Below are 19875 nucleotides of genomic sequence, written 5' to 3'. Positions count from 1 at the left end.
GAGTTACATGAAAGAAGAAACTTTATCTTCCGAGAAAATATTCAACCTAGATAATCAAGCCAAAGAACTTGGTATGGGAGGCAAAATATCGCCAGATAGCGATGAGAGCTCATATAAAAAAAGAATGCAGCAAAGAAAAAATATTCAAGCTGAAAGACTACAAATTAGAAAAACAAAAAAAGGATTATTGATTGTTTTTACTGGGAATGGTAAGGGTAAAACAACAGCATCTTTAGGGATGGCCTTAAGGACCATAGGGCACGGTTATAAAGTAGCAATCATTCAATTTATTAAAGGGGGCTGGGCAACTGGAGAAGAAAAAGCACTTAAAAATTTGTCTTCAAAAATATCTTGGCATTCACTAGGAGAGGGTTTTACTTGGGAAACACAAGATAGAATTAGGGACGAAAAATTAGTTCGAGAAGCATGGCAACTTGCAAAAAAATATATTAAGAATGAATCCTACAAACTTATAATCCTTGATGAAATTAATATAGCTACAAAACTTGGCTATCTTGCTTCAGAAGAAATAATCACCTTTTTAAAAAGTTTAAATAATAGAAAAAATCATGTTGTTTTAACTGGAAGGGGAGCATCTGATTCTATTATCAATTACGCTGATCTAGTTACAGAAATGAAGCTAATAAGACATCCTTTCAAAGAACAAGGAATAAAAGCACAAAAGTGCATTGAATTCTAGTTAAAACAAATTTATATTATATTTTCTCTAGACAAGTTTAGAAATGTTTAAAGACGCAAGCAATATCAAAACAAAAAATAAATTCGGTACATTTACTTGCTAAGGTCTTAAAAGTATGATTGTTGAATGACTTACAAAAGAGTTCTCTTAAAACTTAGTGGTGAAGCACTAATGGGTGAAAAACCTTATGGGATTGATCCTGCTATAGTTCAGTCAATTGCAGAAGACGTTTCAAAAGTAGTCGAAAATAATGTACAACTTGCAATAGTTGTTGGCGGCGGGAACATTTTTAGGGGGCTTAAAGGGTCTGCAGATGGTATGGATAGAGCTACTGCTGATTATGTAGGGATGCTAGCAACAGTAATGAATGCGATTTCACTTCAAGATGGCTTGGAAAGAGTAGGAGTAGCAACCAGAGTTCAAACCGCAATAGAAATGCAGGAAATTGCAGAGCCTTATATTAGAAGAAGAGCTATGAGACACCTAGAAAAAGGTAGAGTTGTTGTTTTCGGAGGTGGATGTGGAAATCCATTTTTCACAACTGACACTACAGCTGCTCTTAGAGCAGCCGAGATAAACGCTGAAGTTGTTATGAAGGCTACCAAAGTCGATGGAGTATATAATTGTGATCCTAATAAATTTAAAGACGCAAAAAAATATTCTACACTCAATTATCAACAAGTTCTTAGTGATGAAATAGCAGTAATGGACAGTACTGCGATTGCGCTTTGCAAAGACAATAATATCCCTATTATGGTATTTGATATATTCAAAAAAGGGAACATATCTAAAGCTGTTGCTGGTGAGCCTATAGGTTCATTAATTAGTTAAAGCTTATTTAATTTTTTTTATTATGAAAGAAAAAGAAATTCAAGAAAATATGAATAAAAGTATTGAAGCCACGCAAAGAAACTTCAATACTATAAGAACTGGTAGAGCTAATGCTTCATTGTTAGACAGAATAAGTGTTGAGTACTACGGTGCAGAAACACCAATCAAATCACTTGCCACGATAAGTACTGTTGATTCACAAACAATTTCAATACAACCCTTCGATATTTCATGTTTACAAGCCATAGAAAAATCCATTTCGATGAGTGATTTAGGTATTACTCCAAATAATGATGGGAAAGTAATAAGAATAAATGTTCCTCCTTTAACAGAGGAAAGAAGAAAGGAATTTTGTAAATTAGCCTCTAAATATGCAGAAGAAGGAAAAGTAGCTTTGAGGAATATTAGAAGAGATGCTGTTGATAAAGAAAAAAAAGAGGAAAAAGATGGTCTTATTTCTATTGACGAATCGAGAGATAATCAATCTGAAATTCAAAAAATTACTGATAAATTTATTAATTTAATAGAAACTAAATTGTCTGAGAAAGAGAAGGAAATTCTAAAAGTTTGAAAGGATTTGACGTCATAATAATTGGTGGAGGTTTATCTGGATCCTCCACAGCTCTTAACCTATCAAAAAAAGGATATTCAGTTCTAATTATTGAAAAAGAAAAATTCCAAGATTACATACCATGTGCGGGGGGGATGGCATCCTCAATGCAAAAATTTCTCTCTTTAGACATAAAAGATTCCATAGAATCAAAAATTAAGAATGTTGAATTCAGATGGAAGGCTTCAGATAATGTTATCGCTGATCTAACTGGTGAATCGCCTTTTTGGGTTATTAAAAGAGAGAAACTTGATCAATTATTACAAGAAGAATCCTTGAGAAATGGAGTTCAAATAATAAGACCAGCATTAGTAGAAAAAATCACAAAAAAAAATGATAAATGGGAAATTACATGTAATAACAAAAGAATATATATATCTGAATTTCTTGTTATTGCAGACGGTTCCCAATCCAAATGGGCGGGATATTTCAAATTAGGGCCAAGAAAACCTAAATTCGCAAACACAATCTCACTAAGATTGAAAGGTTTAGGTGAAATTCCTAGAAATTCAGTTAGATTTGAGTTTGGATTTATAAAATATGGATTTGCATGGGCATTCCCATTAAAAGAGAGCCTAAATATTGGTTTAGGTACTTTTATAAATAATGGTCTTCTGGAAAATCAGACTATAAATAATGAAGTTATTAGAAGCTTCGGATTTGATGATTTTTCTTACAAAACAATCAATAAAAAACTGAGAATATGGAATGGCATCCACCCAATTAATAGTGATAAAGTTTTAGCGGTTGGAGATGCAGCCTCTCTATGCGATCCATTCTTAGCTGAAGGAATTAGACCTTCTTTAATTAGCAGTTTTTATGCTGCAGAATCCATTGATCAATGCCTATCAGGTAAAGCAGATGATTTAAATCTTTACACAAAAAAAATTAACCACAATTGGGGTAAATCAATGGCTTGGGGGAGGAGAATTGCACAGGTATTTTATAGATTTCCGAGAACTGGGTATCAATTGGGTGTTAAAAGAAAAACGGCACCTAAACGTATCGCTCAGATATTATCAGGGGAAATGAGTTATGAAGACATCGCAAAAAGAGTTATCAGAAGACTTTTAACAAAAAGTGAAATTTAATTTTTTTTAATTAAAGCTTAAATTTAGTTGGCAGAAATTAATTTATGATTTTTAATTTCTGAGAATCTCTCTAATAAGAGCTCTTCTAATTCTTCTATAGCCTTACTGAATCCTGTTATCCCTTCACTAAGCTTCTCGCTCGCCATTTGATCTTCTAACATACTTAATCTAAAATCTTTTTCTTCAAATTTGTAGTCTATAGAATTATTTATTAGGGTACTGGTGGCATCTAATTTTTTAATTAAAACTCCTTTTTCTTTTTTTAGTTCCTCTAGAAATTTTGGTGCAATTGTTAGAAGATCGCAACCTGCTAATTCTTTTATTTCATCAAGATTTCTAAAACTCGCTCCCATTACTTCTGTCTTGAATCCTTTTTCTTTAAAGTAGTTATAAATTTGTGTAACCGAAATAACACCAGGGTCTTCAGCACCTATAAAACTAGTTTTACCAGTTTTTGCTTTATGCCAATCCAATATACGACCAACGAACGGAGAGATTAAGGTTATCTTTGAATTTGCACAAGTTACCGCTTGGCAGAAGTTAAAAAGTAAAGTTAAGTTGCATTTAATACCCTCTTTTTCCAAAATTTCAGCTGCTTTAATTCCTTCCCAAGTAGCGGCAATCTTAATTAAGATTCTTTCCTTTTCTATTCCAAAGTTTTTATAAAGATTGATTAATTTTCTTGCTTTTTTTACCGTAGCTTCAGTGTCAAAGCTTAGTCTTGCGTCAACTTCTGTAGATACACGCCCTGAAATAATTTTCAATATTTCTTTTCCAAAAAATACTGAAACTTGGTCAATAGTTTCTTTAATTAATTCAACTTCAGAAAATCCCTGGGGCAATGCATTTTCTGAACTTTCTAAAGCTTTATCAATTAATTTCACATAATCAGGATTCTTAGCCGCAGCTAGTATTAATGATGGATTGGTAGTAGCGTCCCTTGGTTGAAATTTCTTTATCGAATCTAAATCTCCAGTATCCGCCACAACAACAGTCATTGAGGACAATTGTTCTAAAATTGATTTCATATCCAAATAATCATATATATATATAAAATAGCTTTTATTCCTTATGAAATCATCAAATAATGAACTAAATATTTATAAAGTTGGAAAATTTTAGGGTTTTTTAACAATCATTCTGTGATCTTTAATCGCAGGAGGAATTTTTTCAATTACTATTAAGCTCTCGATAATTTCTTTAGCAACGGGTACTGCAACAGTTGAACCATATGCATATGGTTTAGATGGCTCATCAACGACCACAAGGACAACATATTTCGGATCATTAACTGGTAATGTCGCTACAAAACTACAAACTTTTTTACTTGTATACGAACCATTTAAAGCTTTTTGAGAAGTACCCGTTTTACCAGCTATTCTATAACCCTCAATTTTGACTCCAGATCCACTACCTTTATCAACTACGCTCTCCATCCATTCAAGAACTGTTTTAGAGACACTATGTGAAAAAAATTGTTTTTTTGGATTTTCATTAACTCTTGCTTTAAAAGTTGAGGTTACATGAGGAGTTACTTCAAAACCGCCATTTGCAAGAGCCGCATGCAGTTGAACCAATTTAAGTGGCGAGATTGAGAACCCTTTACCAAAAGAAGTCACTGCTGGCTCAATTGATTGATTTACAAATAAATCTTTTCTCTTTATTTGGCCTGCAGTTGATTCATATAAGTCAGTCTCTAAATTTTTATTTAAACCTAAATTTTTCAGCCAATCCCAATAAATTGTGGGGTCTAAATTCTGCATTATTTTTACCATCCCAACATTACTTGAAACCTGCAATACTTTTGGATAATCTATGTATCCATTACCTTTTTTATCCCAATTAGAAAGTGTCCATCCTCCAACATTAATCTTTCCATTATCTTCAACTAAACCATCTTTCTGAATTACTTTTTCTTCTAAAGCTAAAGCAAGATTAATAGGTTTAAAAGTTGATCCAGGCTCAAATAAATCTTGGGAATACCAACCTCTAAAGAGTTCAGAATCATACTGCCAAAATTTATTCGGATCATATGAAGGAACTGTAACCAGGGAAAGAATCTGTCCATTATTAACATCCATAACTATTGCAAATCCCTTTTTTGCTTTCCATTTGTTTACTTGATTTGATAATGCATTGAATGACGCGTACTGTAATTTTGAATCAATAGTTAGGCCTAAACTCTTGTAATCTGAAATAAAATCACCTGGGGCTGAATTATCAGGTAAAGGTGTTCCATCTCCTCCTATTTTTATCAAGTTACTTTTATTAAAAACTTTAATTTGATTATCTAAATGAAGCTCTAAACCTGCTGACCCTTTATTCTCATCATTAACAAAACCGACAAGATTAGAGTAAAGCTCCCCTTGTGGATAATATCTTTGCGAATATTTAAACAAATCGAGTCCACTTATTTGAAGGTTTTTAATCTTTTCTGCCTTATCTTTAGAAATTTTATCCAAAAGCTTGATGCCGCTATTTTTGTTATTAAATTTTTCCAAGAGTATTTCATCTTTTATATCCAAGATAGGTGACAATTTTTTGGCAACTTCTCCAATACTGCGAACTTTGTTATTTGAATCCCCAGGAAAATTAAAATATTTTGGATGAGCCCATAATTTATAAAGTGTTTTATCGTAAGCAATTAGTCTATTATTTCTATCGACAATTGATCTCCTTTTTTCTAAGGAGTTAATTTTAGAAGATTGTATTAATCTAGCTTTCCTTCGCAGATCAGAGGCGTTAAAGACTTGCAATTTAACTAACCTACCAAACAAACAAAATATTAATAGCAAGCTAAAAATATAGAGAAATTTAAATCTCCCTTTATCAAGGGGTATTAGACGAGAAATTCTTTTGTATTTTTTCATCAATATCCCCTTTGATATTTGCTATCACTAAAACCTTCAATGAAACTACTAAAAGATTTCTTAAATAAACTTTCTTTTTTTTCTGCAATTTTATCTAGATAGATTAAATCTTCAGGTTTAGTTTTTCTATATGTATTGAGAGACTCAAGTTCGCTAATATAAATTTCTTCTGTTTTAGAAATATAGTCAATGAGATTATTATTGATAGATCTTGTTTTAGATAAAGCTTTATATGTATTAGACCATTTCCTTTGGCTATCAAATGATAAGAAAAATAATGTAAAGATTAATACCAAAAGAGAGATATTAATTGTGTCAAATATTTGATGTATTAATTTGATATGAACTAGGGAAATTTTTTCAGATTTTTTTTGACTTTGGTATGAAAAATTTTTTTTTAAATTAAATTGATTCCCATAAGATTTCATCTATGATGTATTTTTTAAATGAAAGGAGTGTTATTAATTAAATAAACATCTTTTAGTTTGATTCGCAAGTAATAAATTTAAATTATTTATGTTCTTAATAAGAATAAATTTAAGAAGGTCAATCCATTCCATAAAGAATGCATAATCACTGAAGACAGCAAACTACCTGAAGCAATTCTTGTAATTCCTAGTCCTATTCCAAGAACAAATAATGGGAGCATTTCTCCTAAACTTAAATGAGCTAAAGCAAAGATAAAGGCTGAAACTATGATACCCAAAATTATTCCAAAATCTCTTGAAAGAGTTGGGAGTAAAATACCGCGAAATATAATCTCTTCAAATAAAGGAGCTAAAAGAGTTGTTGTTATGAATAAAAGAATAAATGATAAGAAATTATTATTATTGAGAACAATTTCCAGCAAAGGGTTACTACCATTCTGATTATCGATCAAACTGTTCATAATTAAAGAAACTAATAAGACAAAAGGGACTATAGTTAACCAACCATTAATTCCTTGAATTATTGCATCTTTTATTGGCAAGAAATTGAACTGCAAATAATCTTTCTTAAAAGTAAATTCACCATTCAAAGATTTTATTTGATAAAAAACTATCAGTAATGGTGGGAAAGCCATAAAAAGATATCCAAAAAATATTTTCAAAGCTTGAGACAACTCTGTCGAGATATTTTTAGAAAAAAGTTCAACTAAACTTATTGAGAATAAAGGGGACACTACTTCTCCTAAAACAACAAATCCACCTGCAATTAATAAAACCATATCTATCAATTCTAAGTCTAAGGGTTTAATTTCTTTCCACCCAAAGCTCTTCAAAGATATAGCTCTCCATAATGTTTTTAAAGCCAACATCGAGCCAAGAAGTATTGTTAAAAGTGGTATTAATCTTATGGCTAATATTTTTAAAAACATTTTGCTTGAAAATGATTTTGTTATTAATAAACTATCGTCAAAATCAAATTTCTGGCTTAATAGGTGATATAAAAATCTATCTCCTTTAAAAAAATCAAATTTATCAGAATTTGGTTTATATGAATTATTATTGGATTTTTTTTCTATCTCATCAATCAGTAATTTAAAGTTTTTATTTTCAAAATCTTTGGATATATTTTTATAGATTATAGGATCATCTGATTCTGAAGAAATTATTCTAATTAATTTATTTCTTTCTGTTAGTTCATCAAATGAGACCTCAGCTAGTGATTTATTTATTTGATCAACAGGATCATTTATGATAAAAAATTTTTTAAGATTTACAGGTATTGATTGGACAGATAATTCAGCAATTTCTTGCTCTTTTTGACTTATATCAAATGAAACAGATGGTCTATTTAAACTATCTCTTAAGCCTTGCTGCCATACAAAAAAAGTTATGACTATAGAAATAAAAGCTAAAGAGAGTTTTGACTTAGAAATATTTTTAAAGATCATAACTTATTATATTGTTGAAAACCATACTTAGTTATCATTGAAGTTCCTAATATTTATATATCTATTTTAATCACGCCATGAGATGATTAAATTATCTTAATTTTCAAATTTATATAATGACTATACGATTAGTTTTAGTTAGGCATGGACTAAGCAGTTTCAATGCAAAAGGATTAATTCAAGGAAGAACAGATGATTCATTATTAACTGATGAAGGATACGAACAAGCCCGAAAAGCAGGAAAAGCATTATCAAAAATAAACTTCGATAAAATCTATTCCTCCCCACTTGTGAGAGCGGCAGAGACTGCAAAAACAATTAAAAAGACCTTTGATAAAGAACAAAATATTTTATTTGATGATAATTTGCTAGAGGTAGATCTTAGTGAATGGTCTGGTCTAAAAATTGATGATATAAAAAAGAAATTTCCAGAAATTTACCCTATATGGAAAAATGATCCAGAAAATCTAATCTTAAAAAGAAATGATAATAAAACTTATAAACCAATTCAAGAGTTATTTTTTCAAGCAACAAATTTTGTAGAAGATATTTTGAAAACTTATCTAGACAAAGATGATGTAAATATTTTAGTTGTAGGACATAATGCGATTCTCAGATGTTTAATCCTCTTGTTATTAGGAAAGCCTAAGCAAGGTTTCAGGAAAATAAGATTAGAAAATGCTTCTTTATCTATACTCAATATTTCAAAGAAAGATAACACTTTTAAGACCCAAATTGAATGCTTAAATCAAACTTCCCATCTGAATAAAAATATTCCAAATCAAATTGGAGATTCCAGAATATTTCTAATAAGGCATGGTGAAACTAACTGGAACAAAGAAGGTAGATTCCAAGGCCAAATTGATATACCTTTAAATGAAAACGGAAAGGATCAAGCTAAAAAGACTTCTGAATATTTGAGAAATATTTCTTTCAATAAGGCATTCTCAAGTTCAATGCATAGGCCTTATGAGACTGCACAAATAATCCTTAAAAATAGCAAAGATTTAAAAATAGAAAGAATAGATGCACTTGTAGAAATTAGTCACGGATTATGGGAGGGTAAACTGGAAGCAGAAATCAGAGAACAGTGGCCTGCTTTATTAAAAAATTGGCATGATAAACCTGAAGAAGTAATAATGCCCGAAGGAGAATCTATAAAAGATGTATCAGAAAGGTCCCTAGAAGCTTTTGACAAAATTTGTTTATCTCAAAAGGATAATGATCTAAGCCTTCTGGTTGCTCATGATGCAGTTAATAAAACTCTAATTTGCAATATCCTTGGGATTAATTATTCAAATATTTGGATGATAAAACAAGGTAATGGCGGCATAACTATAATAGATCTTTTTAAAGATCCCAATAAGCCCCCTGTGATTAGCGCTCTAAACATTACAACACATCTAGGAGGAATAATTGATTCAACTGCTTCCGGAGCACTTTAAATTAAAACCATTTTTAAAAATTTATTTTGATGAAGTCAGATTCAGAAGAAAGGCTTTATTTATTGAAAAAGCCAACTTGACTAAGAGGCCAAAATCTTAAATAAGCCTTTCCAATAATCTCCTTTTTGTTAAGAAATTTACTTCCAGGCCAATATCTTCCATCCCAGCTATTTGACCTATTATCGCCTAAAACTAAAAAATGATCTTTAGGTACTTTTATATTCTCAAATTCACCACATCTATTAAAAGGGGATAATGAGCAGTTATAAGATACATAAGGTTCAGGAATTAATTTATTGTTTATTCTTACTTCACCTTTATGATTAACACTAACAATTTCTCCAGGAAGTGCGACTACTCTCTTAATATAGGCATCGCAAGCTTGATCTCTCAAGCCAGGAATAAAAGACATTGGAGGAAAACTCATTAAAAAACAATATCTTTTATTTGGTAAAGGATTAGATCTCGATGAAATTAGTTGTTCATCAAATGAGTAAGGAGAATTAAAAACTACAATATCTCCTCTTTTTGGTAAGGAGTTCCTCAGGGAGAACTTTTCAATAATTAACCTATCGTTTATTTGTAATTCTGGGAGCATTGATCCGGAGGGGATATAACGAGGTTCTGCTAAAAAAGATCTACAAGAAGATACAAAAAAGGTTAATAGAATTAGGAGACCCCATTCTTTTAAAAAACTTTTAATAGAAGCAGGCATAAAATTAATAAAGTCTTGATTTTTTAAACTTATATAAATTGTTTAGCATATTCAATTTCGTTAAACCCTAAGATTACTCTTTTACCTTCATAAACCAAAAATGGTCTTTTTATTAATTTTCCATCACTTAAAAGAAGTTGGATAATTTCCTCTCTCGATAAAGAGTAAATATCAAGATTAATCGATTTAAAGGCTTTTCCTCTCGTATTAAAAATCTTTTTTTTTTCTGCAGAATATTGTTCTAAAGCTAGGCTTAAATAATCTAATAATGGTGGTTCATTTACAATATCAATTAATTGGTATTCGAAATCTTTTTTATCAAGCCATTTTGCCGCTTTTCGGCAAGTAGAGCATTTTAAATAACTATAGAAAATTATTTTTTTCAATTTACTTTACTAATGATTGATTTCTTAAGCACTTTAAAGTTTTTCTTTTTTAGAGGAGTGCAATTTTTCAATAGATTTTCCACTACATCAAAATCCCTCCAACCATCAATTTGAACTTTTCTTCCATCAAGTCCTTTACTAGTTCTAAAAAATTCAGCAACATCCTCGAGCTGATTCGGAGCAATTTGATTAATACTTACTATATTGGCTTGTCTAGGATTAGCCATAGGCACACATAAAAGTTTTCCGTCATATGCACCACAATCATGCATATCTAAAACTCCAATAGGTCTAGCTTTTATTAGACACCCAGCGAAAGTAGGCTCATCCATTATCACCATTGCGTCAAGAGGAGCACCATCATCTGCAAGGGTATTGGGAATGAAACCATAATCAAAAGGGTACCTCACTGAAGAGTGCAGTACTCTATCTAATGCCATTATCCCTGCATCAGAACAATATTCGTACTTATTCCTACTACCTGCAGGTATTTCAACAACTATATTTACTATTCCCTTCATTGGAGATGGAGGTATTGAACTAAGATCCATCTTTTTTAAAATCGTGATTAAAAATTACCTCGTTTCCTTGAGAGAAAGGTCTTCCAATTAAAATACTGATTGAAGGTAATAAAAATGTCAAAAAGGCAAAAATAATACCTAAAGATGTTATGGATAAACTCCTTATGCTTAAGGGGTCATCATCATCTTTTTCAAAATCACTTTGAGAGGAATCAAGAGAAGATTCTTCTCTTAATTTACTTTTTATAAAGTGCTTTGATTTCGTATAACTCAAGAAATCTTAATTGGTAAAGGATTAAGAAAGTAATTGAACATCATTATCCTACATACTAAATGTCAATAAATCAAAACATTATATATTAACTTTTTAATTATTCTTTTTCTAGTAACGTCCTTATAGATTTTAATTCGTCTAAAATCTGTAGTAGTACGTTTTGAGTAGCAGAGGAAGGTGTATTAAATACCTCTACAGTCACTTCCTTAATTCTTAAAATGTCTTTTGCAAATCTTGCTACTTCATTAGGGTGGAATTTCAAAGGATCTTTTTGATCAGTTCTAAATTCGGGATTTAATTTTCTTGGGTTAAAGCTAGGGTTTAGATTTCTTAAATCAGTATTAGTATATCTATAAACAGAAGCCCTTGATCTATTTAGGAATTTTTGAACTTCATCAATACCTACTAATTCTTCTTCGCTAGAAATATTGGAATCTATATGTTCCATAACTTTAAGAAAATGTTTTTAGAAATAATGAACTTTGTTAAATATTTAGAATTCATTACTGAAAAAGCTAGCAAAAAGAATATATCTAGACTATTCGCGTTGAGGGACTCAAGACACTTTAAATTTTTTTTTTATCATAATTGATAAAATTAAATATTATTAAGGATTTTTTTGTATGCGCGTGACCACCTCATTTCCTCTGGGGACACTTCGTGACACACCTTCTGAAGCTGAGATTATCTCACATCAATTACTTTTAAAAGCTGGTTATATTCGAAGAGTTAACAGTGGTATTTATGCATACATGCCAATAATGCTAAGAGTTATTGAAAAAATATCCGCAGTAATAGAAAAAGAACTTAATTCTATTGGCTGCACTAAGTTACTATTACCTCAACTTCATCCGGCAGACTTATGGAAAAAAAGTGAAAGGTGGGAAGGATATACTGCAGGGGAAGGAATAATGTTTAACCTCAAAGACAGACAAGGGAAAGAATTCGGTTTAGCTCCAACTCACGAAGAAGTTATCACAAGTATTGCATCAGAGATCATTAACTCCTATAAACAATTACCTCAATGTTTTTACCAAATTCAGACAAAATTTAGAGATGAAATAAGGCCAAGGTTTGGATTAATGAGAAGTAGAGAATTTATAATGAAAGATGGTTATTCTTTTCATTCTTCAGAAAACGATCTGGCTTCTTTCTATGAAAAGGTGGGAAATGCTTATGAAAATATTTTTAAGTCTTGTGGACTTCAGACAGTAGGGGTTGAAGCTGATAGTGGAGCAATTGGCGGTGCCTCCTCTAAAGAATTCATGGTCACTGCTGATGCTGGGGAAGATTCCATTTTATTTACTCAAAGTGGTTCTTATGCTGCAAATATTGAAAAAGCTGTTTCTCTACCCTCTCAAGCTATTCCACTAAAAGATAACATTACAGAGTGGTTGGAAACACCTCAACAAAAAACAATCCTCGAAGTTTGCGATAATAATAATTTAGACCCTAGTCAAATTATTAAAGTAGTAGTATTCCTTGCACAGTTCGAAGGTAAATTTGAGGTCCCAATTCTTGCCTGCATAAGAGGCGATCAACACATTAATGAAGTAAAGCTTTTTAACTTAATAAATAAACTTCATAATTTTAATCTCCTTAATCTTAAAAAGATTGAAGATAAAAATACTATCGAAAAAAATTTAGTTAATTTTCCCTTAGGTTTTATCGGGCCAGATTTAGATAATAAAACTATTAAAGCTAGTTCTAATTGGGATAAAAAATGGACCAGAATAATTGACCATTCTGCAAGTAGCCTCTCAAAGTTTATAAGTGGTGGGAATAAAATTAATTTCCATAAGGTTTTCCAAGAATTTTCTTTTGCTTCGAAAGATTATCAAGTTGGGGATATCAGGAATGCCAAAAAAGGAGATAAAATAAGTATTGATGATAATGAAGAACTTAAAGAAAAAAAAGGTATCGAGATTGGACATATTTTCCAACTAGGTCAAAAATATAGCGAAAAATTAAATGCAAAGTTCTCTGATAAGGATGGTCAGTTAAAAAATTTATGGATGGGCTGTTATGGAATTGGAGTTACAAGAATAGCTCAAGCTGCTATCGAACAGAATCATGATCAAAAGGGAATTTGTTGGCCTATCCAGATTTCTCCTTTTGAAGTTATTATTATTCCAACAAATCTAAAAGATCCTATTCAAAGTGACCTTACTGAGCAAATCTATAACAACTTTTTAATTAATAAAATTGATGTCCTTCTTGATGATAGAAACGATAGAGCTGGAGTGAAATTTAAAGATGCGGAATTAATTGGTATTCCTTTTCAGATAATTATTGGCAGAGATTCTGTTAACAAAGAAGTAGAACTTTTATGCAGAACAAATAATAATAAGTTTAAAATTAGTACTGATAAATTGTTGGAAACATTTATTTCCGAATCAGAAATAATGTACAATAAAAAGTCTTAAGGCTTATTTTTTTGGGAGCTAAGTTATGTTACTGAAATGGACATCAAAATTATTTTTTAAAAATTTTACCAAAGGTATATCTTTTTCAATATCCTTAATTGTTGTTTTTACAATATTTATTTCTCCCTCCATAGCTGCAAAAACCTCTATGACAGGTGATTATACAAAAGATACAATTTCAGTTGTTAAAACATTACAGACAGCTGTTGATACTCCAAAAGATTCTCCAAATAAAGATGAAGTAAGAAGTGAGTCTCTTACACTTATAACTGACTATATTTCCAGATATAGGAATAGAGGGATGGTGAATAAAACTCAATCATTTACCACCATGCAAACAGCATTAAATGCTATGGCAGGTCATTACAAAAACTTTGCAAGTAGACCTTTACCAGATAAACTTAAGGAGCGTTTAACCAAAGAATTTTCTCTTGCTGAAAAAATGGTTCTAAGAGAAAGTTGATACAATTCATTTACTTTTTAAAAGTAAACCAAGATTTTTGAATATATTAAATATTCGAACAAAAATAATGCTCTTCTAAAATTGGCTAATGTTGTTGTAATCGGAGCCCAATGGGGTGACGAAGGAAAAGGTAAAATAACTGATTTACTTAGTCGTTCGGCAGATGTTGTCGTACGCTACCAAGGGGGAGTAAATGCAGGACATACTATAGTTGTAGATGATAAAGTCTTAAAATTACATTTAATCCCCTCAGGGATACTTTATAAAAATACTTCTTGTCTAATTGGGTCGGGAACTGTTGTAGATCCAAAAATCTTGCTAAAAGAAATTGACATGTTAATTGATAATGGAATTGATATCTCAGGATTAAAAATTTCATCAACATCACATGTAACAATGCCCTACCATCGAATTTTAGATGAAGCGATGGAGGCTGATAGAGGTTCAAACAAAATAGGGACAACAGGTCGTGGGATTGGTCCAACTTATGCGGATAAGTCACAAAGAAATGGCATTAGAATAAGAGATTTGCTCAATAAGGAAAGGCTAAGTGACGTGATTGAAATTCCATTAAGAGAAAAAAACGGTCTACTAGAAAAAATCTATGGCATTAAACCACTTAAATTAGAAGATATTGTTGAAGAATATCTTGACTATGGGGAAAGATTATCAAAGCATGTTGTTGACTGTACGAGGACTATCCATACAGCCTCAAAAAACAAGAAGAATATTCTATTCGAAGGTGCTCAAGGTACTCTACTTGACTTAGATCATGGGACTTATCCTTTTGTCACCTCATCAAACCCTATATCAGGAGGGGCATGTATTGGAGCTGGAGTGGGTCCCACATTAATTGATAGAGTTATTGGTGTCGCAAAAGCCTATACCACAAGAGTAGGTGAGGGGCCATTCCCAACGGAATTACAAGGGAGTATTAATGATCAACTCTGTGATAGAGGCAGTGAATTTGGAACCACTACTGGGAGAAGGAGAAGATGTGGGTGGTTTGATGGAGTTATTGGTAAATATGCTGTATCTGTAAATGGTCTTGATTGTTTAGCAGTTACGAAACTAGATGTATTAGATGAATTAGATGAGATTCAAGTTTGCATTGCATATGATCTAGATGGAGAGGAAATAGACTACTTTCCTACAAATTCAGATGACTTAAAAAAATGTAAGCCAATCTTCAAAAAATTAAAAGGTTGGCAATGCTCAACTGCAGATTGTAGAAAACTATCTGATCTCCCGGAGAATGCTATGAATTATCTCAGATTTTTAGCTGAATTAATGGAGGTTCCAATTGCCATTGTCTCGTTGGGGGCAAATAGAGATCAAACCATAGTAATTGAAGACCCAATTCATGGGCCTAAAAGAGCACTTCTAAGGTAATTTATTTCCAAATTAATGAAAGAATCCTTTAGACATTTTAAAAATAATAAAAAGGTTGATCTCATTGGTCTAGGCAACGCAATAGTAGATATTATTGTAAATATTGAGGATGAATTTCTTGAGATAAATAATCTGGATAAAGGATCAATGAATCTCATTAATTCTGATGAATCTCAGAGATTGTTAGAAAATTGCAAAGTGATCAAACAAATATCAGGGGGATCCTCAGCAAATACTGTTGTATGTTTAGCAGAATTAGGTAATGATGTGCAGTTTATTGGAAGGGTGAAAAATGATCAATTTGGGAATTTCTTTTCTTCTGATATAAAAAAAAGTAAAACTATATTTAATACTCCACCCACTAATGAAGGTGCCGCAACAGCTCATTCAATTATTTTTATTACACCTGATGCTCAAAGAACTATGTGCACTTACCTAGGAGCATCTATAGAATTTGAACCAAAAGACATTGATTTTAGTTTACTCAAGGAAAGTAAATACTTATATCTAGAAGGGTATTTATGGGACAGCGAATTAGCTAAAAATGCTTTTCTTAAAGCCGCCCAAATAGCAAAACAATCTAATACAAAAATAATCCTTTCATTGTCTGATTCATTTTGTGTAGATAGACATCGAGAGAGTTTCTTGGACTTAATTGATGAATATGTAGATATTGTTTTTTGTAATGAATCCGAGGTGTTAAGTTTATTTAAAAAGGATAAATTAGAAACCTGCAAAGGACAGCTCTCTTCCCTTTGTGAATTAGTTGTAGTAACTCAAGGTAGCAATGGTTCTCTTATAATTAACAAAAATGATATTGAAGTAATCAAGTCAACGAATAAGGGGAAAGTTATTGATACTACAGGAGCTGGAGATATTTATGCAGGAGGATTTATTCATGGATTAATAAATAATTATTCCCTAAAAAAATGCGGAGAGATAGGTTCAATTTGTGCTGGGCATATAATTACACAATTAGGATCTAGATCTAATATGGTTCTTAAAGAGTTATTAAGAGAAATTTAATCAAATAGTCTTATTTATCCAATCATAATATTTCATCTCAGAATAGTATTTTTTGTAAATAATTTGTGGAACATTATATGTGGAAATTTTATTTAAGAAATCAATTAAGTCATCTTTAAATTCAGGTTTACTTTTTATTGTAATTTCAAACTCTTTAGTTTCTTCAATATCATTATCCCACTCATAAATTGAAAAGATTTGCTTTATCGAAACACAAGCTGCAAGTTTATTTTGGATTAGTAATTTAGCCATTCGCAAAGCATTTGTTTTACTTGACTCAGTTGTGATCATAACTAGTACTTCCATAATGAATTAAACATCAATATTTGTTTTATTTATCTGATTTATCAAATTCTGGTATTGATTGAAAGAGTGAGAATAATCATTTTTAACTTTTGGCCTTTTAACCAAAAATAACTTCATTTTACTTCCAGAAACTATACTCTCCCAGTTCTTCTGAGAATAACTTCCAGATTCTCTGCATAGAACATAATCTATCTCCCAAAAATCACAAAGTTTTTTTTCTAAAATGCTTTCATTATTTTTACTCGGTTCAAGTATCGCTATATTTGAATTTTTAATACATGATCCAAAAGCTTTAGTTATACTCTCATACGTTGGGAGAACCCTTGTAAATACATTTGCTTTACAATTGATATAATAATTAGCTGTATCGTTAAGAAATCTTGATCCTATTGCCAGAAGAATGTTCTTATTTTCTAGATCAACTTTATTTATACCCTTTAAATCATCAATATAAAAAAAATTCTTAGTGTTATTTATTAGAGATTTTCTTTCAAATAGTAAGAGAGGTGTATGAATCTCTTTACATGCATTATTCAGATTTTTAGAAATTATAACAGCAAACGGATGAGTAGCATCGACAACGCATTTGATTTTATTTTTTTTTATGAAATTAATTATTTCATCTTTGTTATTTAATTTACCCGTAATGATATGTAACTTTGGATCTTCAATATAAGCTTGCCCTGCTTTATAAGTTAAAACACTTGCAAAAACTGAATAATTAAGTTCAAGAAGCCTATTAGCTATTACAGGTCCATCAGAGGTTCCTGATAGGATCCAAACATTTTTATAGCAATTTCCTTGATTCTGCATCAGTATGTCTTTAATTAAATAGAAAGTAATGAATCATTGTTTAATTCAGGCGGTAATTAATAGCACTCCCCAAATGAGGTATACCAAAGAAAACCAAACTCCAATTGCAGAAATGATTGTTAATTTTAAAGGATTACGTACTGAAGATCCAACCAGAGATCTCAAGATCATAGGATGGGGAAATATTGCCCAAGAAATGGTAGATGAACTAAAGGAGGGGCAAAATATTGTTATTGAGGGACGTCTCAAGATGAATTCTGTTACTAGAAAAGACGGAACAAAAGAAAAGCAACCAGAACTTACAGCTTCAAAGATTCATCAAATATTGCCAGTTGATGTTAACAAGTCTGATCAAAAAGAAAATAATGGGTCAATTGATAAAAAAGATATCACTAAAAGTACCAGTTGGGATAGCTCACCTTTGGTTCCCGAAGTTGACGAAATACCTTTTTAAATCAAATATCAACATTATTTTCTTGAACAATTATAATAAATTTGCTTATTTTTCTTTCAAGAGCAGCAAGTTCACTTCTGATTTCTGGCCATTTACCCTTATCAAGATTTTCTAATAGCCATGCTCTATCTTGATCAAGTTTAAAAATTAAATCTCCTTGATTTGCAGTATTAGGATCTTGCATAATACTCTTGTTAGTCCATTTAAAACTCATTCTACTAAATCAAAATGAAGAAATACTTATCGCCTGGAAACTTAATCGTAACCGCTGGGGGTATATTAGCTTTTGTTGGAATGACTGCTTACTTTACAGACTCAGTAAATTTAAGTGTACCTACTTTTTTTTATGGAGTACCTATTTTTCTAATAGGATTAGGTTTAAAGACTTCCGAAATTCCTCCTGTAGAGTTGTTTGACAAAACAATTTTTGCGTCAAATAGATTTAACAGACCAAAAGAATTAACAGCACTTGTTAAAGATGTTACGAGATGGAGGTATGGGATAAAAGCTCATCTTGAATCGTCATTAGAATCTTTAAATTTGTGGGACGAGGATAATCCCCCTCAACTCAGAGAAATAGAAGAAATTACAAAGGACGAAAAAAATGGTCTCAGAATGCGTTTCGAATTAAATGCTGTTCCTCTAGAAAAATGGATTGAGAAGCAAGAAAGATTAAACAGGTTTTTCGTAAAAGGCCTTGAATCAGAATTTATTATCGACGATAATAAAAAAGAATTTGATCTTATTCTCTTTTATTAAATATAGGGATATATTTGTAAAAACCTAATTTCTTAATTCAATAAAGTTTTAATAATTTTCAATAATGAATGATTCTCAAAGAGTATCAATATTAAGCGAAGCACTTCCATATATACAAAGTTTCTCAGGTAGAAAAATTGTTATCAAATATGGTGGTTCTGTCATGGAGGAGGATGATTTAAAAAAGGCTTTTTTTAGAGATATAGCTCTTTTATCAAGCGTAGGAGTTTGCCCAATAGTAATTCATGGAGGAGGGCCCGAGATTAATAATTGGTTAAAGAAATTAGAAATATCTCCTAAATTTGAAAATGGATTAAGAATTACTGATCAAAAAACAATGGATATTGTCGAGATGGTTCTAATGGGTAGGGTCAATAAACAAATTGTTAGAGGCATTAATAAAACTGGATCCCTAGCTGTGGGAATATCAGGTCTTGATGGGAACTTAATTCAATCCAGAGAATTAGGGGATGGGAGCCATGGGCTAGTCGGAGAGGTCACAAAAATAAACCCTGAAATTTTAGATCCTCTTATTACTAAAGGGTATATCCCTATTATTTCTAGTATAGGATCAACCATGGAGGGTATCTCGCATAATATTAATGCAGATTTTGTAGCTGGGGAAATTGCTGCCTCAATAAATGCAGAAAAACTTATACTTCTTACTGATACTCAAGGTATTTTAAAAGAAAAAGATAACAAAAATAGTCTTGTTGAAAAAATGAATCTTAAAGAGGCAAGAGATTTTATTGATAAAAAAATTGTCACTGAAGGTATGATTCCAAAAACAGAATGTTGCATAAGAGCTTTAGCACAAGGAGTCAAAGCAGCTCACATAATCGATGGACGAATAGAACATTCATTACTTCTTGAGATTTTTACAAATTCTGGGATAGGTACAATGATAGTTGCCTAAA

The 19875-nt window shown here is 31.3% G+C and carries 24 protein-coding genes; 12 read left to right on the top strand and 12 right to left on the bottom strand.

Annotated elements, in window-relative coordinates; translation table 11 throughout:
• The first annotated feature begins 7 nt into the window (after positions 1 to 7).
• The 4 genes from cobO (at position 8) to EU96_RS03660 (ending at position 3232) form a co-directional block, all read left to right on the top strand.
• Positions 8 to 700, top strand: a complete 693-nt coding sequence (gene cobO, locus EU96_RS03645; RefSeq protein ID WP_032526827.1) for a cob(I)yrinic acid a,c-diamide adenosyltransferase — start codon at positions 8 to 10, stop codon at positions 698 to 700.
• A 126-nt stretch (positions 701 to 826) separates the two neighbouring features.
• Positions 827 to 1531 (top strand): UMP kinase, encoded by a 705-nt coding sequence (gene pyrH, locus EU96_RS03650; protein ID WP_032526826.1) that lies wholly within the window; start codon positions 827 to 829, stop codon positions 1529 to 1531.
• Positions 1532 to 1553: 22 nt separating this feature from the next.
• Entirely contained in the window at positions 1554 to 2102 is a 549-nt protein-coding gene (frr, locus tag EU96_RS03655) for a ribosome recycling factor (RefSeq protein WP_032526825.1), read from the top strand.
• Entirely contained in the window at positions 2099 to 3232 is a 1134-nt protein-coding gene (locus tag EU96_RS03660) for an NAD(P)/FAD-dependent oxidoreductase (RefSeq protein WP_032526824.1), read from the top strand. Before frr ends, EU96_RS03660 begins: the two co-directional genes overlap by 4 nt.
• 23 nt (positions 3233 to 3255) lie before the next feature.
• On the opposite strand, the gene tal is transcribed toward EU96_RS03660, so the two are convergent.
• From tal to EU96_RS03680, 4 genes are all read right to left on the bottom strand, one after another.
• Positions 3256 to 4260: a transaldolase gene (gene tal / locus EU96_RS03665; protein ID WP_032526823.1), complete on the bottom strand. Its 1005-nt coding sequence runs from the start codon at positions 4258 to 4260 to the stop codon at positions 3256 to 3258.
• A 90-nt stretch (positions 4261 to 4350) separates the two neighbouring features.
• Positions 4351 to 6102: a peptidoglycan D,D-transpeptidase FtsI family protein gene (locus tag EU96_RS03670; protein ID WP_032526822.1), complete on the bottom strand. Its 1752-nt coding sequence runs from the start codon at positions 6100 to 6102 to the stop codon at positions 4351 to 4353.
• Positions 6102 to 6530, bottom strand: a complete 429-nt coding sequence (locus EU96_RS03675) for a hypothetical protein (protein ID WP_032526820.1) — start codon at positions 6528 to 6530, stop codon at positions 6102 to 6104. Before EU96_RS03675 ends, EU96_RS03670 begins: the two co-directional genes overlap by 1 nt.
• A gap of 86 nt (positions 6531 to 6616) precedes the next feature.
• A complete protein-coding gene (locus EU96_RS03680; RefSeq protein WP_032526819.1) occupies positions 6617 to 7978 on the bottom strand; it encodes a CPBP family intramembrane glutamic endopeptidase in 1362 nt (453 codons plus the stop codon).
• A 116-nt stretch (positions 7979 to 8094) separates the two neighbouring features.
• On the opposite strand from EU96_RS03680, the gene EU96_RS03685 reads away from it, so the two are divergent.
• Positions 8095 to 9423 carry a histidine phosphatase family protein gene (locus EU96_RS03685; RefSeq protein WP_032526818.1) on the top strand — a complete coding sequence of 443 codons (1329 nt, stop codon included), beginning with the start codon at positions 8095 to 8097 and terminating at the stop codon, positions 9421 to 9423.
• Between the two features lie 55 nt (positions 9424 to 9478).
• Here EU96_RS03685 and lepB read toward each other — a convergent pair whose 3' ends face one another.
• The 5 genes from lepB to EU96_RS03710 all read right to left on the bottom strand — a co-directional run bounded on the left by lepB (position 9479) and on the right by EU96_RS03710 (position 11767).
• The gene (gene lepB, locus EU96_RS03690) at positions 9479 to 10138 is read right to left on the bottom strand and encodes a signal peptidase I (RefSeq protein WP_032526817.1); all 660 of its coding nucleotides are present in this window, start codon (positions 10136 to 10138) and stop codon (positions 9479 to 9481) included.
• Positions 10139 to 10167: 29 nt separating this feature from the next.
• Complete coding sequence (locus tag EU96_RS03695) at positions 10168 to 10524, bottom strand: Spx/MgsR family RNA polymerase-binding regulatory protein (RefSeq protein WP_032526816.1); 357 nt, start codon at positions 10522 to 10524, stop codon at positions 10168 to 10170.
• Entirely contained in the window at positions 10521 to 11075 is a 555-nt protein-coding gene (locus EU96_RS03700; RefSeq protein ID WP_032526815.1) for an inorganic diphosphatase, read from the bottom strand. The genes EU96_RS03695 and EU96_RS03700 overlap by 4 nt, the downstream gene beginning before the upstream one ends.
• On the bottom strand, positions 11065 to 11319 hold the full coding sequence (locus tag EU96_RS03705) for a hypothetical protein (RefSeq protein ID WP_032526814.1): 255 nt from the start codon (positions 11317 to 11319) through the stop codon (positions 11065 to 11067). Before EU96_RS03705 ends, EU96_RS03700 begins: the two co-directional genes overlap by 11 nt.
• Positions 11320 to 11416: 97 nt before the next feature.
• Entirely contained in the window at positions 11417 to 11767 is a 351-nt protein-coding gene (locus tag EU96_RS03710) for a hypothetical protein (RefSeq protein WP_032526812.1), read from the bottom strand.
• A 175-nt stretch (positions 11768 to 11942) separates the two neighbouring features.
• On the opposite strand from EU96_RS03710, the gene EU96_RS03715 reads away from it, so the two are divergent.
• From EU96_RS03715 to EU96_RS03730, 4 genes are all read left to right on the top strand, one after another.
• Entirely contained in the window at positions 11943 to 13745 is a 1803-nt protein-coding gene (locus EU96_RS03715; RefSeq protein WP_032526809.1) for a proline--tRNA ligase, read from the top strand.
• A gap of 25 nt (positions 13746 to 13770) precedes the next feature.
• A complete protein-coding gene (psb27, locus tag EU96_RS03720; RefSeq protein ID WP_032526808.1) occupies positions 13771 to 14208 on the top strand; it encodes a photosystem II protein Psb27 in 438 nt (145 codons plus the stop codon).
• A gap of 81 nt (positions 14209 to 14289) precedes the next feature.
• A complete protein-coding gene (locus EU96_RS03725; RefSeq protein WP_025887755.1) occupies positions 14290 to 15600 on the top strand; it encodes an adenylosuccinate synthase in 1311 nt (436 codons plus the stop codon).
• Positions 15601 to 15615: 15 nt separating this feature from the next.
• Positions 15616 to 16626 carry an adenosine kinase gene (locus tag EU96_RS03730; protein ID WP_032526806.1) on the top strand — a complete coding sequence of 337 codons (1011 nt, stop codon included), beginning with the start codon at positions 15616 to 15618 and terminating at the stop codon, positions 16624 to 16626.
• Here EU96_RS03730 and cutA read toward each other — a convergent pair whose 3' ends face one another.
• Both cutA and EU96_RS03740 read right to left on the bottom strand, forming a co-directional pair.
• Positions 16627 to 16917 carry a divalent cation tolerance protein CutA gene (cutA, locus tag EU96_RS03735; RefSeq protein ID WP_440589344.1) on the bottom strand — a complete coding sequence of 97 codons (291 nt, stop codon included), beginning with the start codon at positions 16915 to 16917 and terminating at the stop codon, positions 16627 to 16629.
• Between the two features lie 21 nt (positions 16918 to 16938).
• Positions 16939 to 17745: a precorrin-6A/cobalt-precorrin-6A reductase gene (locus EU96_RS03740; protein ID WP_052044259.1), complete on the bottom strand. Its 807-nt coding sequence runs from the start codon at positions 17743 to 17745 to the stop codon at positions 16939 to 16941.
• A 28-nt stretch (positions 17746 to 17773) separates the two neighbouring features.
• Between EU96_RS03740 and EU96_RS03745 the strand changes: the two genes are divergently transcribed.
• Positions 17774 to 18199, top strand: a complete 426-nt coding sequence (locus tag EU96_RS03745) for a single-stranded DNA-binding protein (protein WP_032526803.1) — start codon at positions 17774 to 17776, stop codon at positions 18197 to 18199.
• A 1-nt stretch (position 18200) separates the two neighbouring features.
• Here EU96_RS03745 and EU96_RS03750 read toward each other — a convergent pair whose 3' ends face one another.
• The gene (locus EU96_RS03750) at positions 18201 to 18383 is read right to left on the bottom strand and encodes a hypothetical protein (RefSeq protein WP_032526802.1); all 183 of its coding nucleotides are present in this window, start codon (positions 18381 to 18383) and stop codon (positions 18201 to 18203) included.
• A gap of 44 nt (positions 18384 to 18427) precedes the next feature.
• On the opposite strand from EU96_RS03750, the gene EU96_RS03755 reads away from it, so the two are divergent.
• Both EU96_RS03755 and argB read left to right on the top strand, forming a co-directional pair.
• The gene (locus EU96_RS03755) at positions 18428 to 18958 is read left to right on the top strand and encodes a DUF2854 domain-containing protein (RefSeq protein WP_032526801.1); all 531 of its coding nucleotides are present in this window, start codon (positions 18428 to 18430) and stop codon (positions 18956 to 18958) included.
• A gap of 64 nt (positions 18959 to 19022) precedes the next feature.
• Entirely contained in the window at positions 19023 to 19874 is an 852-nt protein-coding gene (gene argB, locus EU96_RS03760; protein ID WP_032526800.1) for an acetylglutamate kinase, read from the top strand.
• Position 19875: the final 1 nt, after the last annotated feature.

It is taken from the genome of Prochlorococcus marinus str. MIT 9302 (assembly GCF_000759975.1).
GTDB classification, from domain to species: domain Bacteria; phylum Cyanobacteriota; class Cyanobacteriia; order PCC-6307; family Cyanobiaceae; genus Prochlorococcus_A; species Prochlorococcus_A marinus_M.
This window is presented reverse-complemented; position numbering and strand designations above follow the sequence as displayed.

What these genes read in the sequence shown, in the direction of transcription:
- EU96_RS03675 (WP_032526820.1), bottom strand. Translation starts at nt 6,530, where the DNA reads ATGAAATCTTATGGGAATCAATTTAATTTAAAAAAAAATTTTTCATAC.
- EU96_RS03745 (WP_032526803.1), top strand. Translation starts at nt 17,774, where the DNA reads ATGAATCATTGTTTAATTCAGGCGGTAATTAATAGCACTCCCCAAATG.
- EU96_RS03740 (WP_052044259.1), bottom strand. Translation starts at nt 17,745, where the DNA reads ATGCAGAATCAAGGAAATTGCTATAAAAATGTTTGGATCCTATCAGGA.
- EU96_RS03755 (WP_032526801.1), top strand. Translation starts at nt 18,428, where the DNA reads ATGAAGAAATACTTATCGCCTGGAAACTTAATCGTAACCGCTGGGGGT.
- EU96_RS03700 (WP_032526815.1), bottom strand. Translation starts at nt 11,075, where the DNA reads ATGGATCTTAGTTCAATACCTCCATCTCCAATGAAGGGAATAGTAAAT.
- EU96_RS03710 (WP_032526812.1), bottom strand. Translation starts at nt 11,767, where the DNA reads ATGGAACATATAGATTCCAATATTTCTAGCGAAGAAGAATTAGTAGGT.
- cobO (WP_032526827.1), top strand. Translation starts at nt 8, where the DNA reads ATGAAAGAAGAAACTTTATCTTCCGAGAAAATATTCAACCTAGATAAT.
- EU96_RS03715 (WP_032526809.1), top strand. Translation starts at nt 11,943, where the DNA reads ATGCGCGTGACCACCTCATTTCCTCTGGGGACACTTCGTGACACACCT.
- frr (WP_032526825.1), top strand. Translation starts at nt 1,554, where the DNA reads ATGAAAGAAAAAGAAATTCAAGAAAATATGAATAAAAGTATTGAAGCC.
- EU96_RS03680 (WP_032526819.1), bottom strand. Translation starts at nt 7,978, where the DNA reads ATGATCTTTAAAAATATTTCTAAGTCAAAACTCTCTTTAGCTTTTATT.
- cutA (WP_440589344.1), bottom strand. Translation starts at nt 16,917, where the DNA reads ATGATCACAACTGAGTCAAGTAAAACAAATGCTTTGCGAATGGCTAAA.
- EU96_RS03730 (WP_032526806.1), top strand. Translation starts at nt 15,616, where the DNA reads ATGAAAGAATCCTTTAGACATTTTAAAAATAATAAAAAGGTTGATCTC.
- tal (WP_032526823.1), bottom strand. Translation starts at nt 4,260, where the DNA reads ATGAAATCAATTTTAGAACAATTGTCCTCAATGACTGTTGTTGTGGCG.
- pyrH (WP_032526826.1), top strand. Translation starts at nt 827, where the DNA reads ATGACTTACAAAAGAGTTCTCTTAAAACTTAGTGGTGAAGCACTAATG.
- EU96_RS03750 (WP_032526802.1), bottom strand. Translation starts at nt 18,383, where the DNA reads ATGCAAGATCCTAATACTGCAAATCAAGGAGATTTAATTTTTAAACTT.
- EU96_RS03670 (WP_032526822.1), bottom strand. Translation starts at nt 6,102, where the DNA reads ATGAAAAAATACAAAAGAATTTCTCGTCTAATACCCCTTGATAAAGGG.
- EU96_RS03685 (WP_032526818.1), top strand. Translation starts at nt 8,095, where the DNA reads ATGACTATACGATTAGTTTTAGTTAGGCATGGACTAAGCAGTTTCAAT.
- lepB (WP_032526817.1), bottom strand. Translation starts at nt 10,138, where the DNA reads ATGCCTGCTTCTATTAAAAGTTTTTTAAAAGAATGGGGTCTCCTAATT.
- psb27 (WP_032526808.1), top strand. Translation starts at nt 13,771, where the DNA reads ATGTTACTGAAATGGACATCAAAATTATTTTTTAAAAATTTTACCAAA.
- argB (WP_032526800.1), top strand. Translation starts at nt 19,023, where the DNA reads ATGAATGATTCTCAAAGAGTATCAATATTAAGCGAAGCACTTCCATAT.